Source organism: Paracoccus sp. SM22M-07, from assembly GCF_001887735.1.
In the GTDB taxonomy this organism is placed as follows: domain Bacteria; phylum Pseudomonadota; class Alphaproteobacteria; order Rhodobacterales; family Rhodobacteraceae; genus Paracoccus.
The window spans coordinates 1-404 of record NZ_JPKW01000046.1 but is presented as its reverse complement, the minus strand read 5'-3'; the positions used below and the strand labels follow the sequence as shown (position 1 = coordinate 404).

Here is a 404-nt window from a genome sequence, read left to right as displayed (position 1 = left end):
ATCCCGATCAGGACAAACTTGGCGCGGGGTAGAGCAGCCCGGTAGCTCGTCAGGCTCATAACCTGAAGGTCGCAGGTTCAAATCCTGCCCCCGCAACCAAAAATTAGAACGTTAGGTCAAAAGCTTACGCCCCGCCTCACCGCGGGGCTTTCGCATGTCCAGAAAACAACTCAACGCTACATCAACGTGGTCTTGGCCCCGTTTCACCGGACACTCAGGCGGTTACGGTTTGAGCTGCAATGAACGCGCGGGGCGATCGCATCTTCAGCCCTGAGTGCGGGTGAGTGTCGTTGTGAACCGCGCCGGGTTTTCCGGAGGCTCCAACTCTTGAGCAGGATGGAGCATCATGATCAAGACGACGAACAAGTTTTCCCCCGAAATGCGCGAGCGTGCAGTGCGCCTGG

The 404-nt window shown here is 57.7% G+C and carries 1 tRNA gene; it reads left to right on the top strand.

Features of this window, described 5'->3' with window-relative positions:
• Positions 1-22 precede the first annotated feature (22 nt).
• Positions 23-99, top strand: a tRNA-Met gene (locus IE00_RS19355).
• Positions 100-404: the final 305 nt, after the last annotated feature.